This is a genomic window from Actinoplanes sp. NPDC089786 (assembly GCF_040684855.1).
GTDB lineage: Bacteria > Actinomycetota > Actinomycetes > Mycobacteriales > Micromonosporaceae > Actinoplanes.
Genome location: NZ_JBFBGU010000001.1, coordinates 782,220 through 796,614, shown reverse-complemented (window position 1 = coordinate 796,614; position 14,395 = coordinate 782,220). Strand labels below are relative to the sequence as shown.

General features: G+C 69.4%; 16 protein-coding genes. 7 read left to right on the top strand and 9 right to left on the bottom strand.

Features of this window, described 5'->3' with window-relative positions; translation table 11 throughout:
- Positions 1-13: 13 nt before the first annotated feature.
- A complete protein-coding gene (locus tag AB0O15_RS03835; protein WP_364313621.1) occupies positions 14-1,819 on the top strand; it encodes a PAS domain-containing sensor histidine kinase in 1,806 nt (601 codons plus the stop codon).
- Here the strand turns inward: AB0O15_RS03835 and AB0O15_RS03830 are convergent.
- From AB0O15_RS03830 to AB0O15_RS03815, 4 genes are all read right to left on the bottom strand, one after another.
- Positions 1,788-2,699: a CDP-alcohol phosphatidyltransferase family protein gene (locus AB0O15_RS03830; protein WP_364313618.1), complete on the bottom strand. Its 912-nt coding sequence runs from the start codon at positions 2,697-2,699 to the stop codon at positions 1,788-1,790. The genes AB0O15_RS03835 and AB0O15_RS03830 overlap by 32 nt on opposite strands.
- 80 nt (positions 2,700-2,779) lie before the next feature.
- Positions 2,780-3,598 (bottom strand): SRPBCC family protein, encoded by an 819-nt coding sequence (locus tag AB0O15_RS03825; RefSeq protein ID WP_364313615.1) that lies wholly within the window; start codon positions 3,596-3,598, stop codon positions 2,780-2,782.
- A 91-nt stretch (positions 3,599-3,689) separates the two neighbouring features.
- A complete protein-coding gene (locus AB0O15_RS03820) occupies positions 3,690-4,430 on the bottom strand; it encodes a hydrolase (RefSeq protein ID WP_364313612.1) in 741 nt (246 codons plus the stop codon).
- A gap of 109 nt (positions 4,431-4,539) precedes the next feature.
- The gene (locus AB0O15_RS03815) at positions 4,540-6,099 is read right to left on the bottom strand and encodes a methyl-accepting chemotaxis protein (protein ID WP_364313609.1); all 1,560 of its coding nucleotides are present in this window, start codon (positions 6,097-6,099) and stop codon (positions 4,540-4,542) included.
- A gap of 181 nt (positions 6,100-6,280) precedes the next feature.
- Between AB0O15_RS03815 and AB0O15_RS03810 the strand changes: the two genes are divergently transcribed.
- The gene (locus AB0O15_RS03810; RefSeq protein ID WP_364313607.1) at positions 6,281-7,114 is read left to right on the top strand and encodes a peptidoglycan DD-metalloendopeptidase family protein; all 834 of its coding nucleotides are present in this window, start codon (positions 6,281-6,283) and stop codon (positions 7,112-7,114) included.
- 55 nt (positions 7,115-7,169) lie between these two features.
- Here the strand turns inward: AB0O15_RS03810 and csrA are convergent, their stop codons facing one another.
- Genes csrA through flgN form a run of 5 tightly spaced genes read right to left on the bottom strand, consistent with a single transcriptional unit; the run spans position 7,170 to position 10,688 of the window.
- Complete coding sequence (gene csrA, locus AB0O15_RS03805; protein ID WP_364313605.1) at positions 7,170-7,430, bottom strand: carbon storage regulator CsrA; 261 nt, start codon at positions 7,428-7,430, stop codon at positions 7,170-7,172.
- Between the two features lie 40 nt (positions 7,431-7,470).
- Positions 7,471-7,857 carry a flagellar assembly protein FliW gene (locus AB0O15_RS03800; RefSeq protein ID WP_364313603.1) on the bottom strand — a complete coding sequence of 129 codons (387 nt, stop codon included), beginning with the start codon at positions 7,855-7,857 and terminating at the stop codon, positions 7,471-7,473.
- Positions 7,858-7,898: 41 nt separating this feature from the next.
- On the bottom strand, positions 7,899-8,792 hold the full coding sequence (locus AB0O15_RS03795) for a flagellin (RefSeq protein ID WP_364313601.1): 894 nt from the start codon (positions 8,790-8,792) through the stop codon (positions 7,899-7,901).
- A gap of 13 nt (positions 8,793-8,805) precedes the next feature.
- Positions 8,806-10,203 carry a flagellar hook-associated protein FlgK gene (gene flgK / locus AB0O15_RS03790; protein WP_364313598.1) on the bottom strand — a complete coding sequence of 466 codons (1,398 nt, stop codon included), beginning with the start codon at positions 10,201-10,203 and terminating at the stop codon, positions 8,806-8,808.
- On the bottom strand, positions 10,203-10,688 hold the full coding sequence (gene flgN / locus AB0O15_RS03785; protein WP_364313596.1) for a flagellar export chaperone FlgN: 486 nt from the start codon (positions 10,686-10,688) through the stop codon (positions 10,203-10,205). The genes flgK and flgN overlap by 1 nt, the downstream gene beginning before the upstream one ends.
- A 248-nt stretch (positions 10,689-10,936) precedes the next feature.
- Here flgN and AB0O15_RS03780 point away from each other — a divergent pair, with 248 nt between their 5' ends.
- From AB0O15_RS03780 to AB0O15_RS03760, 5 genes are all read left to right on the top strand, one after another.
- Positions 10,937-11,752: a flagellin gene (locus AB0O15_RS03780; RefSeq protein WP_364313593.1), complete on the top strand. Its 816-nt coding sequence runs from the start codon at positions 10,937-10,939 to the stop codon at positions 11,750-11,752.
- A 137-nt stretch (positions 11,753-11,889) separates the two neighbouring features.
- Positions 11,890-13,182 (top strand): flagellar filament capping protein FliD, encoded by a 1,293-nt coding sequence (gene fliD / locus AB0O15_RS03775; protein ID WP_364313590.1) that lies wholly within the window; start codon positions 11,890-11,892, stop codon positions 13,180-13,182.
- A gap of 19 nt (positions 13,183-13,201) precedes the next feature.
- Positions 13,202-13,579, top strand: a complete 378-nt coding sequence (fliS, locus tag AB0O15_RS03770; protein ID WP_364313587.1) for a flagellar export chaperone FliS — start codon at positions 13,202-13,204, stop codon at positions 13,577-13,579.
- Positions 13,580-13,598: 19 nt separating this feature from the next.
- Positions 13,599-13,919: a hypothetical protein gene (locus AB0O15_RS03765; protein ID WP_364313585.1), complete on the top strand. Its 321-nt coding sequence runs from the start codon at positions 13,599-13,601 to the stop codon at positions 13,917-13,919.
- Positions 13,920-14,043: 124 nt separating this feature from the next.
- Positions 14,044-14,391 (top strand): flagellar basal body protein, encoded by a 348-nt coding sequence (locus AB0O15_RS03760; RefSeq protein WP_364313582.1) that lies wholly within the window; start codon positions 14,044-14,046, stop codon positions 14,389-14,391.
- Positions 14,392-14,395: the final 4 nt, after the last annotated feature.

Genomic DNA, 14,395 nt, shown 5'->3' with positions numbered 1-14,395 from the left:
AGAGAGGGCGCGGGTGCAGTTCGCGGCATACGACGTGAGCCGGCTGTCCCGCCTCGGCGCCGGGTGCGCCGGGGTCGCGACAGCTGTGTACGGTGCCGCCGCCCTGCCGGTGAGCACCCTCGAACCAAGCCCGGCGCCGGCCTTTCTGCCCGCCGGGCTCGCGCTCGTCCTGGTCGTGCTGCCGGCCCGCCGACTCTCCGTACGCATCACCGGATATCTGCTCGCGGCGGCCTCGGGCGTGCTCGGCGCGCTGGCCATCGGCTCGCATCCGGCCGCCGGCGTGGCCACCGTGCTGGCCGCCACCGCGCTGGCCGTCCTGGACATGCGCCTGCCCGGCCGCCGCGCCCGGGTGGCCGACCCGCTGCTGGCCGGCGCCGCCACCATCGCCCTGGTCGCCCTGGTGCCGCGGATGTTCGCGCCCACCTTCCCGGACGGCCACGGCCCGGTGCCGCTGATCTCGCCGTACCTGGCCGGCGCCCTGCTCACCCTGACCTTGGGCGCGCTCCTGGCCCGGCCGGAGGCGGGACCGCTGCGCACCTCGGCGATGGCCGGCGCGGGCACCACGGTGCGCCGGGCCCTGCCCGCCCTGATCGCCGTACCGGTGCTCGCCGCCCTGGTCAGCGCGCTCGCCGTGCGTACCGGAATCTCCCGGCCCGAGGCCGCCATCAGCACCGGCGCGATCCTCGCCGCGCTGGCCGTGCTGGCCCTGATCGCCCACCTGATCCGCTCGCTGGAGGCGGCCGACCGGCGGCACCGCGAGCTCGTGGCCGAGCTGCATACCCGGCAGGAGTTCGCGAACACGCTGCTCCAGTCGATGAACGAGGCGGTGATGGTGCTGGACGCCGACCATCGGGTCATCGACGTGAACCGGCGGTGGCGGGAGCTGACCGGGCACCGGCACGAGGACGCGGTGGGCTCGCGGCCCGAGACGCTGCCACCGGACGGCACCGGCGACTGGTCGGTGCGGCACCGCGACGGCGCCGATGTCCCGGTGCTGGCCACGATGGCCGCGGTGCCCGGATCGGACGGCGCGGCCCGGGCCTACGTCGCCACCTACGTCGACATCACCGACCGGAAGCGGGCCGAGGAGTCGGTCCGGGCGCACGCCGCCGAGTTGGAGAGCGGCAACGAGCAGCTGCGCGAGGCGAACGCCCGGCTGGCCGGCGCGCTGGCCTTCAAGAACGACCTGACCTCGATGCTCACCCACGACGTGGCCCAGCCGATCAGCTCGATCGCCAGCCTGGCCGAGCTGCTCACCGCCGACTGGGCCGACCTGCCGGACGACATCCGGCAGGAGCTGGCCACCAAGATCGACCGGAACACCCGCCGGCTGATCAAGATGATGAACGACCTCCAGCTGCTGTTCCGGCTGGACACCGGCTCGGTCACGGCCCGGCGCACGCCGGTGCCGATCCGCGAGGTGGTGGAGGCGGTGGTGGCGGCGGCCGGCCCGGCCGCCGGTGGCACGGTCGAGGTCCTCGTCGACGACCACGTCTCGGCCCTGGCCGACCGCGGCCACGTGCAGGCGGTGGTGCGGAACCTGCTGGCCAACGCGCTGGCCTACGGCGAGGCGCCGGTGGAGATCCGGGCCGAGCGGCAGGCCGACCGCGTGGACCTGACCGTCAGGGACCACGGGCCGGGCATCCCGGACGAGCTGGTGCCCGATCTCTTCGGGCGGTTCATGCGCGGCGCCGGACTGGGCCTGTTCATCGTCCGGCACCTGGTGGAGGCGAACGGCGGGTCGGTCCGCTACGAGCCGGTCGACCCGCGCGGCGCCCGCCTGATCGTCACACTCGAGTCGGCCACGGTGGGGTCGTGACGTCGCCGTTCCCGCCGGCCGCCTCGGCCCGGGCCGCCTCGCCCTCGGCCTGAGCCTTGGCCAGCTGCTTCGGGAACCGCCGGGCGAGCTGGTAGAGGCGCAGCACGAGCAGGGCCTCGAAGGCCAGCAGCAGCACGCCGGAGACGATCGAGGTCCAGAAGACGAAACCGATCAGCGGGCCGACGATGAACACCGTCATCTCGTACTCGATGCCGCTGAACAGGTGGATGCGGATCCGGTTGCGCAGCAGCCGGTTGCGGATGCGGAGGTAGGTGCCGCCCTCGCCCTCGATCGGCCCCGGCGCCTCCTGCTTGGCGTCGTCCGGGTCGGACTCCTCCTCGTCGGCCGACGGCAGGTCGGGCCGATCACCACGGGCCTCGGCCAGCTGGGCGTTCAGGCTGCTCTTGATCTTGCCGACCTGCGACCCGTTGAGGTAGCGGAAGAAGTCGATGCCGATCACCGCGGCGGCGAGCCAGATCCACGCGACGTCGCCGGTCCGCGAGTACTGACCGCCGAACAGCGCGATCGCGCAGATGACCACGCGGACGCGGTCGAAGATGAAGTCGAACCAGACACCGAAGATCGTCCCGGTGCCGTTCAGCCGGGCGATCTTGCCGTCCATGCAGTCGATCACGAAGGCCAGGTGGAACAGCAGCGCCCCGGCGACCAGCCACCAGCGGTCCTGCATCAGGAAGCAGGCCGCGGACCCGAGACCGAGGACGAACGCGAAGCTCGAGAGCAGGTTCGGCGTGATCCAGCGGTACGGGTAGACCAGCCGGACCAGCCGGATCGCCAGCGGGTCGACGAGCAGAACCGTCCACCACGCGTCGCGGCGCTTGGCCGTCCGGTCGGTGATCTCTTGGAGGGGTATGCGTTGCACTCGGTTAACTTGCCGTTCGATCGTCGTCTTTGCAAGTTCGGTGCGCGGCTTGTAACGGAATTATCAGCCGGCCCGAAACATCACCCGCCGTAGTCGTGGGAGCTGCCCCGGTCCTCCTCGTGGCTCACGCCTTCGCCCCAGGTGTCGCGGCCCTGCGTACGCCCGCCCATCGCCGCCGTGCCGGTCCCGGTGCCGGCCGCGCCGCCCCGGAGACCGCGCGTGCCGCCGATCTTCCGGCCGGGGGCGAGCACGTCTTCCAGGTCGTGCGGGCTGTCGATGCCGGGGGCCGAGGTGATGTCGACGTTCGTACCCATCCGGGCCAGGTCCCCGGCGCTCGTACCCCAGCCCGCACCGGGGTGGGGCTGCTGGTCGCGCCGCTTGATCCGGGCGGCCACCGAGGCCGGCGTGGGCGGGCTCCCGAAGACCGTGCTGGACTTGCCGGCGAGCTGCTTCGAGCTGGCGCCGCCCATCGTGTGCGAGCCCAGCACCCCGCTCTCCACCAGGCCCTTGAAGGTGGTCAGGTCGTTCTTGAGCTGCTTGGTCAGCGTCTCCTGGCCGTGCCGGTCGCTGGGCAGCAGGAACGCGATGTCCGCGTCCAGTTGCGCGACCAGCTGGGTCCGGGTCTCGCTCATCGGCCGCAGCGTGATCGTCTCGCTGAGCCTCGGACCGTCCGTGGTCGACCAGGAGATCCGCTCGTCCAGGGCGAGCTCGGTGATCTGCGCGTCGAACTCCCGGCGGTGCCCGTCGAGATCCATCACCCAATGGGTACGGTCGGCGCCGATCGGCGTGACCTGCTCCACCCCGGTCATGAAGCGGGGATAGTTCTCGAACGCGGCGATCTGCTCGTACACGGTGTGCAGGGGCGCGCCGACCTCGATGCTCTGCTGAACCAGGCTCATGCGACCGAGAGTACGGTCGCGAACACGCCGTGTGCTTGCTTTCCCTCAGACCCGGAGGGTGCTGTCCCTCAGACCCGGAGGGCAATTTCCCTCAGACCCGGAGCAGGTACTGCCACTGGCCGACCTCGGCCGCGTATCGGGCGTCACTCGCGGCCACCAGCGGCACTCCCGCGTCCCGGAGCCGGCCGACCAGCCGCGCCGACGGGCTGCGCCACGCCTCGCTGATCTCGACCGCGGCGCCGGTGTTCCGGCAGGCGTCGGCCAGGTGGTCGAGCACCTCGTCGGAGAGCACCGCGTCGTCGATGCCGACCTGGGTGAGCAGGCTCAGCGGGCGGGCCAGCTGGGTGGGCACGTAGCGGGAGGCGCGCTCCAGGCCCTTGACCGTCGCGCCGACCACGATCTCGGCCACCTCGGCCTCGGTCAGGGCGCCGGCGGCGATCGCCTGCCGGACCTCACGCGGGCCGAGCGGGCCGTCCGCGGCGGGCAGCCGGGTGACGGCGACCGAGAGGGCCTCGAGGTGGGGCAGGTCGGCCGAGGGCCAGGCCAGCCAGCCGTCCGGCCGGACGACCTCGACCTCGGCGGCGATCCGGAGGGTGAGCTCGGTGCGCCGGCGGGCCCGGCGCACGGCGTCGGCGTACGCGGGCAGCCAGGTGGTGTCCCGGGCGACCTGGTCGGCGAAGGTGACGGCGGTCAGCCCGGCCCGGTCGGCGGCCGAGACGACCACGCCGACGCTGTCCCGGCCGGCCGCGAAGCCGGTGTGCACGTGCGCGTCGACGGTCAGATCGAGGGTGTGGCCCGGTCCGGCCACGACGGTTTCCTGCTCTGCGCCCACGATTCGCTCCCGCGCTGATCACCGACGGGCCCTTTCCCGTCTGGGAGAAGAGTCGGACGGCGGCGTTGTGAAGCAAGGTATGTGGCCGGTGCAGGTGAGTATCAAATGCTCAGAGCTTGAAGCCGGAGACCAGCCCGCGGAGCTCCTCGGCGGTGCGGGCGACCTCGGAACTGGCCTGCCGGGTCTGGTTGACGCCCTGCACCGCGGAAGCGCTGGCGTGCGAGACGTCGGCGATGTTGGCCGCGATGCGGCTGCTGCCGGAGGCGACCTCGCTGATGCTGCGGCTCATCTCGGCCGTGGTGGCGGTCTGCTCCTCGACCGCGCTGGCGATCGTGGTCTGGTAGTCGTTGATCTTCGCGATCACCTCGCTGATCCGGCTGATCACCTCGACCGCGCCGCCGGTGTCCTGCTGGATCGCGGTGACCCGGGCGCCGATATCCTCGGTCGCCCGCGCCGTCTCCTGGGCCAGGTCCTTCACCTCGGACGCCACCACCGCGAAACCCTTGCCGGCGTCACCGGCCCGGGCCGCCTCGATCGTCGCGTTCAGGGCCAGCAGGTTGGTCTGCTCGGCGATCGACGTGATCAGCTTGATCACGTTGCCGATCTCGGCCGACGACTCGCCCAGCTGCCGGATCGTCTCGGTGGCCCGGGCCGACTCGGACACCGCCACCGCCGCGATCTGCGCGGCCTCGCTGGTGTTGCTGGAGATCTCGCGGATCGACAGGCCCATCTCCTCGGAGCCGGCCGCGACCGTCTGCACGTTGCGGGAGATCTCCTCGGCCTCGGCCGACGCTGACGTGCTCTGCGCGTCGGTGTCGTTGGCCGCGTCCGCGATCTTGGCCGCCACCGCGGTGAGCTCGCCGGCCGAGTTGGCCAGGACGTCGGCGTTGCTGCCGATCGCGGCCATCGACCGGTGGATCGACTCGAGCGCGCTGTCCAGGGCCTCGGCCATCCGGCCCATCTCGTCGCGGGTCGTGATCCCGCTGCGCGCGGTGAGGTCGCCGCGGGACAGGCTCCCGATCACCTCGCCGAGGCGGCGGACCGGCCGCAGGATCGACCGGGCCACCGGGACGGCCAGGCCGATCAGCAGCAGCAGGCCGAGCAGGGCGACGCCGTCGGTCAACCACGCGGTGCGGCTGGTGGTGCTGGTCATGTCGCCGCGTTCGGTGCTGATGTCCTTCTCCAGCTCCGTCTTGATCGCGTCGATCTTGTCGTCGGAGATGTTGTTGCGCTCCGGGATCTGGTCGATGTCGCGCAGGGCCGCCTCGCGGTCGGTGGCGGCCCGCTTGACGAAGTCACCGGCGAACGCGCCGAACGACACCACGTCCGGCTTCAGGTCGTCGAACATCGGCTGGATCCGGGCCGGCAACCCGGCGTCCTGCACGGCCTGGGCCGCCTCGGACGCCGAGACCGCGTCGTCGGCCACGTCGGCGGACATGTCCTGGCCGAGCAGCTGCCGGTACATGTCGACCTTCAGCTCGGACTGGCGGGTGTCCAGGTGGTTCAGCGCGCCCAGGGCCGATTCCAGCCGCCGGACATTCTCGGCCTGGTCGGTGAGCTGTCCCTGACTCATGGTGCTGATCACGGTCAGGGCGCCCAGCGCGACCACACCGCTGGCCACGATGAGGCTCAACCGCTTGGCGACGCCGAGTTCGGCCAATCGCGACATGTACGACTCCTTCAGACGCGAGCATTTGCCGGTGCCTCAATCTTCAGCGCTGGCCGCCCGTCCGATGGCGGTTTCGGCGGATTCAGCAGCAACTGTTCTGCACTGGAGGCGCACCCCGGTGGCATCCCACGCTCGGCAGATTGGCCCGTGAGCACGTGACCACGTGCCGGGAAGGAAGCCCATGAAGGCCCGACATCAGCGCCGCGTCTCCACCACGCTGCTCGCCGCCGCCGGCATCTTGGCCGGTGTGCTGGGCGCGGCCGGTCCCGCCGCCGCCGCCCCGAAGGTGGCCGGCATCGGCACCGCCAAGACCGGCGGCACCGCGCTCAACATGCGCGTGACACCCGCCTCCGCCGGCAAGCTGGCCGGCACCGTTCCCAACGGCGGCAAGCTCTCCATCGTCTGCCAGGTTCGCGCCGAGACGATCCACGGCACGGTCCGCACCACGAACCTCTGGGACAAGCTGGCGAACAACTACTGGGTCGCGGACGCCTACGTCGCCCGCGCCGTGTTCCCGATCCCGACCTGCCCCAAGACCTCGACGACCACGCCTGCGCCCGTGGTGTCCAAGACCTGGACCCAGCCGGTGTCGGCCGGGCTGGTCAGTGGATTCCGTACCGTGACCCGCCCGTCGCACGACGGTGTCGACCTGGGCGCCGCGCGCAACACCCCGATCAGGGCCGCGAACGGCGGCAAGGTGATCCGGGTGGTCTGCAACGCCTCCACCAACAACTGCGACGTGGACGGCAGCCGCTCGATCTCCGGCTGCGGCTGGTACGTCGAGGTGCAGCACGCGCTGAACTACGTGACCCGCTACTGCCACATGGTGCGCAAGCCGTCGGTGGTCGTCGGCCAGACCGTGGCCACCGGCCAGCTTCTCGGGTACGTCGGCACGTCCGGCTCGTCGTCCGGCCCGCACCTGCACTTCGAGGTCCACACCGGAACGCCGGCCACGCACGCCAACGCGATCGACCCGATCCGGTTCATGGCGGCGCGCGGCGCCCCGATCGCCTGACGCCTCACACAGACGCGAAAGCGCCCCGCCGGTTCCGGCGGGGCGCTTTTCGTGGTTACCGATTGTCTTGCGGACCGTCCGGTTCGGACGGTGGCCGCAGTGTCCGGGAAAGCTCGTCGACCACCGCGTCGGTGGGCGAGGCCGCCTCACGGTTGGCCGCCTGCAGCTCGCGATAGACCTCTTCGCGATGCACGCGCACGTCCCGTGGCGCCTGGATGCCGAGCCGGATCACATCACCCCGGGCCTCGAGAACGGTGATGACGACGTCGTCGCCGATCATCACGCTCTCGCCGGCCCGTCTGGTCAGCACGAGCACCGATGCCCCTTTCCATCCGTGGACAGGACCGGCCCGACGCCTACTTCTTGTTGAGGATCGCGCGCACCGGCATCTCCGTGCCCGCGAGTACGACCTGGAGGGCCATCCGGTTCACCGTGTTGATGACGATCGGCGCCATCAGGTTGGCCGCGGTGGCCTCCTTGCCGGCGGTGATCACCAGCATCGTGATCACGTCCTCGGCCTCGGGGTAGCCCAGCAGGGCGAGCGACTCGTCCGGAATCTCCGGGGTGTAGTTCTCGAAGAACGGGTCCGGCGGGACCACGAGGAAGCGGAGCTCCGGGTTGTCCAGCGAGGTGAAGGCGTAGAGAAGGCCTTCGTCGTTGAGCCGCACGAGAGCGAACCGGGTGTGCGCCGGGAAGCCCGGCATCGGGGCGGCCAGGTGGATCGTGGGAATAGTCGTGATCATCTGATCCCCGTGCGTTCGAGAGACTGCTTGCGTGCTCATGGTCACCTCAAGAAATCGATGAGCGAGGGCTGGATCACCTTGGCCGAGGCGGCCAAAGCTGCCTGGTACGAGGTCTGCTGAAGCTGCATCTCCATGATCGTTTTCGGCAGGTCGACATCCTCGATATCGGACAGCTGCGACGTCACGGTCAGCAATCGATCCTGTGCGGACTGCTTCATCCCTTCAAGCCGATTGTAACGAGCGCCAACATCCGAAAGAGTGGTTTTCACGAGATTGTGCGCGGCGTCAAGCTTCTCCAGGTTCGCGGCAGTCGCAGTGGTGTCACCGGCCCGAATGGAATCGGCGACATCCTTCAGAACCTTGAAGAGCTGGGTATCTCCCTCGCCGAAGGCCTCCGGGCCGGTGGCGTCGACGCGCACCTTGGCGCCGGCGCCGACGGTCCGTGAGGTGGTGCCGGTGTCGCCGACGAAGGTACCGTCCGGGTCGTACGCGACCTCACTGGCGGTCGAGCCGCCAAACACCGGACGATCCATGTACTTGGTGTTGCCATACCCGACGAGCTGCTCGCGAATCTGATCCAATTCGGACGCGATCGCAGCGTTGGTGGTCGGGTCGTTGGCTCCCTGGTTGAGGCCGCGGACGACGAGGTCGCGCGCCGCGATGGTCCGGGAGGAGACGGTCGACAGCGTGTTGTCGAGCGTGCCCAGCCAGCCGAGGCCATCGTCGGCGTTGCGGGCGTACTGCTGACTGGCCCGCACCTCGCCGCGCAGCTGGAGTGACGACACCGTGCCGGTCGGTGAGTCCGACGGGCGGTTGATCGTCTTGCCGCTGGACAACTGCTCCTGGATCTTCTCGCCCTTCGCGATGTTCCGCTGAAGGTTGGCCAGCACCCGGGTGTGGATGCTGCCCTCGGTGACGCGTCCGCCGATCGCCATGACGTTCTACTCCTTACCTTCCGACCAGTCCGGTGCGGTTGATGAGCTGGTCGAGCATCGAGTCGATGGTGGTCAGCACGCGCGACGCCGCCTCGTATCCACGCTGATAGGTCAGCAGGTTGGTCATCTCCTCGTCGAGGTTGACCCCGGACTGCCCCTCGCGCGACGCGTCCACCTGCTCGGTCACCGTGGCCTGGATGTCGTTGCGCCGGCCGGACGCCTGCGCGGCCACGCCGAGCTGGCCGATCATGCCCTGGTACTCGCGGTCCGGCCCGTCGATCGACTCGCCGAGGTCGGCCATCTGGTCGGCGATCGAGTTGTCGTAGGTGCCGTCGGTGCCGGAGACCGCGACCTGGTCCGGGTCGGTGATGTTCAGCCGGATCGTGCCGGCCGTGATGTCGCCGCCGCTGCTGCTGGTGAAGAAGTCCAGCCCCGTGCTGCCGTCCTTGCTGTATCCGCCGCCGTGCAGGGTGTTCACCTTGTCGGCGAGGTTCTTGGCCACCGAGTCCAGGGCGTCCGAGATGGCCGGGATGATCGTGGTCATCGTGTCGGCCATCGCGCCCATCGTGCCGCCGGCCTGCACCGCGGTCTTGGTGTCGGCCCAGCGCAGCGTCATCGGGTCGGAGTTCTGGTCGTCCAGCCGCTTGGCGCCGGAGACCTCCAGCTTCCGGGTGGTGAACTCACTGACCAGAGTGGAGTTGCCGACGAACACGTCGACCGCGCCGTTGGCCCGTGCCGACGCGGTGGCCCCGGCCAGCTCGGACAGCTTCATCACCTGCAGGTCGCGGCGGTCCTCGAGCTCGTTGACGGTCAGGCCGGTGGCCTTGGCCTTGACGATGCTGTCGTTGAGCTGGGCGATCGAGTCGGCCGTGGTGTTGACCTCGTTGGTGTACGCGGCCAGCTGGGTGCTGGACTGTGACCACTGCGACGCGAGCGACGAGTGGGCCGAGTTGAGCCCGTCGGCCACCGTCGACGCCTGCTGGAGCAGGGTCGAGCGGGTCGCGGCGAGCTGCGGGTTGTTGGACACGTCGTTCCAGCCGCCCCACATGTCGTGCAGCTGTGCGGCCAGCGCGGTGTCGCCGGGCTCGGCGAACACGTCCTCGATGGAGCCGTAGGCGGACGTCTGCTGGGCCAGGTAGGCGCTCTTGCCGTGCTCGGCGCGGCCCCGGTTCTCCATGAACTCGTCGCGCAGCCGCTGCACGTCGGACACCGCGACACCGGTGCCGAGGCCGTCGGTCCTGGCGTACATGGCCGGCGAGAGCGAGCCCACCTGGGACTGCATCTCGGCGCGCTGCCGGGTGTAGCCCTCGGTGTTCGCGTTCGCGATGTTCTGACCCGTCACGTCCAGGGCGCGACGTTGCGCGTAGAGCGAGGTCAGAGCGGTGTTGATGCCCCCGAAGCTGCTTGCCATCAGATCGCCTCGTCCACCAGGCTGGGGCGGCGCACGCCGCCGGTGACGGTCTGTCCTTGCCGGCCATACGTTTCCACGGTTCCGGCGAACGCGAGCATCGTTTCGCGAGCTGCGCGCTGACCGGCGGTGAGCAGGTCCCGGTTGGCCTCGGCCATCGCGCTGATCTCCGAGGTCAGCGTCAGGAATGCCTTACGGTGCTGGTGAAGCAGCTCGGACCAGGGGTCCGGGGCGGCGTCGGCGAGCTCGCCCAGGGACGCCTCGACCGGCAGGCCCAGCTCGGAGGCCACGGCCTGCGCGTACGCCGCACGAGCCACCTCGGTCTGCCGGATCTGGTCCAGCACCACCTCGACCTCGCGGGTGGCGTGCGACAGCCAGCGCGACCGGTTCGCCGCGAGGAGCAACTGCTCCTCCTCCAGCTTGAACAGCAGCAACTCGAGCAACTCGCGGGACCGCCACAGGACGCTGGACAGGTCGGTAAGGCTCACGCCGGTCCTCCATCCGCGGAGGCTTCTCCCCCGCTACCGGACAGGTCGGCAACGGAGGGCGCCTCTCTGAGGATTTGGGCTCCATCGGGTTGCAGTCCGGTGCGACCCGTTTTCCGCGGTTTCGAGAACAGGTGCGAACAAGTCTCGGATACTTCTCATGACTGATGGCAACCGTCCGATCACTCAGGGCGTACGCCAAGGGCTCATGGACGAGCCCGGACCAGACCCTCATCAAGGAGGAAAACCCCATGGGTCTTCGCATCAATCAGAACGTCGCCGCGCAGAACTCCTACCGGAACCTGTCGATCACCGACGGGCAGATGTCGAAGTCGCTGGAGAAGCTGTCCAGCGGTTTCCGCATCAACCGGGCGGCCGACGACGCGGCCGGCCTCTCCATCTCGGAGGGCCTGCGCGCCCAGGTCGGTGGCCTCAAGGTCGCCGTCCGCAACGCCCAGGACGGCATCAGCGTCGCACAGACCGCTGAAGGCGCCCTGAACGAGGTGCACTCCGTGCTGCAACGCATGCGTGACCTGTCGGTGCAGGCGGCGAACGACGGCGCCAGTGACCCGAAGGCCAAGGAAGCGGCGCAGGCTGAGTTCGCGGAGCTCAGTTCCGCGCTCGACCAGATCGGCACCGACACGGCGTTCGGGAAGACCAAGCTGCTGGACGGCTCCTTCACGGCCAAGGATTTCCAGATCGGCGCCAACACCGGCGAGAAGGTAACCGTCACCATCGACCAGGTCAGCGCCGCGGATCTGGGTATCGACAGCCTGGACCTCACCACCGGCGCCGCGGCTGCCATCGACACGATCGACGCCGCCATCGAGACGGTCTCCGAGCAGCGGTCCACGCTGGGTGCCGCCCAGAACCGGTTCGAGCACACCATCAACAACCTCAACGTCTCGGTGGAGAACCTGTCCGCGTCGGAGTCCCGGATCCGGGACACCGACATGGCGCAGGAAATGGTCTCCTTCACCCGGAGCCAGATCCTGACCCAGGCCGGCACGTCGATGCTCGGGCAGGCCAACCAGGCGTCGCAGAACGTGCTCTCGCTGCTCCGCTAACCGATTGGCAACCGGCGCGGGCTAACTGAATACGACGCACGACCGAACAGGTTGAGGGCGGCTGGCAGACGGCGCCGGCCGCCCTCGGCACATCCAGCGTCACCGGCACCACCACGACCGACAGAAAGGGGCGCACCGTGGGCAGCACTGTTGACGGCCTGGTCAGCGGCCTCAGCACCTCCTCGATGATCAGCCAGCTCATGCAGATCGAGGCAGCGCCGCAGAACCGCCTCAAGACCAAGGTCTCCGGCGCGGAGTCGATGGTCACCTCCTACCAGTCGGTCAACACCAAGCTCGCCGCTCTGAAGACCGCGTCGGAAGATCTCGCCAAGCCCGCCACCTGGCGTTCGATCAAGCCGACCTCGTCGTCCACCTCGGTCACCGCCGCCGCCACCCCTAACGCCGCGGCCACGCAGACCGGCAGCCTCACCTTCGACGTCAAGCAGCTCGCGAAGGCCCAGATCTCCACCGCCCGGGTGGACTCCGATGCCGACCTCGCCCCCGGCGGCAGCATCACCATCAGCTTCGACGACGGCAGCGACCCGGTCACCATCGACCTCACCGACCAGCCGCGCAACGCCCAGGGCATCTCGGACGCGATCAACGGCGCCGGCCTCAGCGTCAAGGCGTCCGTGGTCAAGACCAGCACCGGCGACAGCGTGCTGCAGATGACCGCGGCCAAGACCGGCGTCGCCGGCAGCTTCACCGTCGGCGGCCTCGACGCCGACCTGAAGACCGCCGCCGTGGCCCAGGACGCGATGCTCCAGGTCGGCGGCGCCGACGAGGACGGCGGCTACACGGTCACCAGCAGCACCAACACGTTCACCGACCTGATGACCGGCGTGACGCTCACCGCCACCAAGGAGGAGAACAACGTCACGATCGGCGTCACCTCGGACATCGGGGGCATGACCGACAAGATCAAGGCGATGGTGGACGCCGCGAACGCGGTGATCAGCGAGGTCACCAAGCAGACCAAGTACGACGCGACGACCAAGTCCGGCGCCGCCCTCTCCAGCGAATTCATGGTCCGGCAGATCAGCCAGTCCGTGATGAGCGCGGTCAGCCAGGGCCAGGCCGATATCGGCAGCCTCAGCAAGCTCGGCGTGCAGCTGGAGAAGGACGGGACGCTCACCTTCGCGAAGGAGGCGTTCGAGGCGTCGTACGCCGCCGACCCGGACAAGATCAAGAACGCCGGCATGGGCATGGCGGACACGTTCAAGGCCGTCTCGCAGAAGCAGACGGCCAACATCACCAACGCGATCACCGGACGGAAGTCGTTCATCGACTCGATGAACGCGCAGATCGACCACTGGGACGTGCGGCTCGATCAGCGTCGCGAAGCCCTCACCAAGCAATACGCATCCCTGGAGACCGCGCTCAGCAACCTCAAGTCGCAGTCCTCCTACCTCTCCAGTCAGCTCGGCTGACACCGACCCAAGGGATCCAATGTCTTCTCCCGCACTGCGCGACCGTTACCTGGCGGACTCGGTCAACACTGCCTCGCCCGGCAAGTTGCTGGTCATGCTCTACGACCGCCTGGTGATCGACCTGGTGCAGGGTGAGGAAGCGGTGCGCACGGGGAACCGCGAGGTCGCCGCCGACAAACTCACCCACGCCCAGGAGATCATCCTGGAGCTGCGTACGACACTGGACCTGGACGCCTGGTCCGGCGCGCCCGGCCTGGCCAACCTGTACGGCTTCCTGGTCACCGAGCTGATCGGCGCCAACATCAAGCGCGACGCCGATCGGGTGGCCGCCTGCCGGCGCCTGGTCGAACCGCTGCGCGACGCGTGGCGCGAGGCCGCGGCTCAGGCGACCAACTGAGACGTAAGGGATCACCTTTGTGACTGGGGACTGGCGGGAAGCGTGGGTCGCCGCGCTCGACGAGATGGAACTCGACGTCGCGGCGGCCGAAGCCATGCTGACCGACGAGCACCGGCACGCCCAGCACCCGCCGGCCGACCTGTGGAAGCCGCCGACCGAGCTCGGCGCCCTCCCGCTCGAGCTGCGGCCCCGGGCCGACGAGATCCTCACCCGCCAGTTGCGCGCGGCCGAGGAGATCGCCCGCCGGATGGTCGCCACCCGCCAGCAGATGGCGATGAACTCCCGGATCGAGACCGGTGAGGCGTCCAAGCGCCCGGTCTATCTCGACTGCGCGATGTAGCAACCACGCGGCAACCGATTGGCCCTAAGCGGATCCCTCAACACGCCGATTCGGATGGTACGAGCGACGGATCGCTCAACGACCGCCACGGACCGGCGACCTGCACGACCGAGGGGAATCAGCCGTGTTCAACGACGTGTCCACCGCTTCGCTCAAGGTCTCCGTGGCCGGCCTGGCCGCCCGTCAGACCGCCATCGCGGACAACATCGCGAACATCGAGACGCCCGGTTACCAGGCCCGTAAGGTCAAGTTCGAGGAGGCGCTGAGCAGCGCCGTCGAGCACGGTCGTGCACCCCGGTCGGTGACGCCGTCGGTGGCCCGCTCGCTCGAGCCGACCCGGCTGAACGGCAGCAACGTCAACCTCGATGAGGAGACGCTCTCGCACATCGACACCACGATGCGCTACCAGCTGACTCTCCGCGCGCTGGACGGCAAGTACGGCCTGATCCGCGACGCGATCAAGGGGGCCTGATCCG